Raw genomic sequence first — 438 nt, forward strand, 5'->3', positions numbered from 1 at the left:
CCGCGTCTGTGTGGCGGCATTCTACAGCCGAACGCGAAAGTGTCAACCCTTAATCTCGAAAGGAGGTAAATGAGTGGTGATGCGTGTTTTTCGCCACAGGGAGTTTTCCTCGCGAACCGGAGAAGCAAGCGTGAGCGAAGCACTTTTCAGGCGCGCACAAAAAAGGCCACTCTTTCGAGTAGCCTTTTTTGATGTTTGGTTGCGGGAGCCGGATTTGAACCGACGACCTTCGGGTTATGAGCCCGACGAGCTACCAGACTGCTCCATCCCGCGTCTGTGTGGCGGCATTCTACAGCCGAACGCGAAAGTGTCAACCCTTAATCTCGAAAGGAGGTAAATGAGTGGTGATGCGTGTTTTTCGCCACAGGGAGTTTTCCTCGCGAACCGGAGAAGCAAGCGTGAGCGAAGCACTTTTCAGGCGCGCACAAAAAAGGCCAC

At 53.9% G+C, this 438-nt stretch carries 1 tRNA gene; it reads right to left on the reverse strand.

Going from position 1 to position 438, the window contains the following annotated elements:
* Nucleotides 1–196: 196 nt before the first annotated feature.
* Nucleotides 197–273 (reverse strand) — tRNA-Met (locus DW49_RS0107105).
* Between the last annotated feature and the right edge of the window lie 165 nt (nucleotides 274–438).

Origin of the sequence: Pseudomonas avellanae BPIC 631, assembly GCF_000444135.1 — a bacterium.
Classification (GTDB): domain Bacteria; phylum Pseudomonadota; class Gammaproteobacteria; order Pseudomonadales; family Pseudomonadaceae; genus Aquipseudomonas; species Aquipseudomonas avellanae.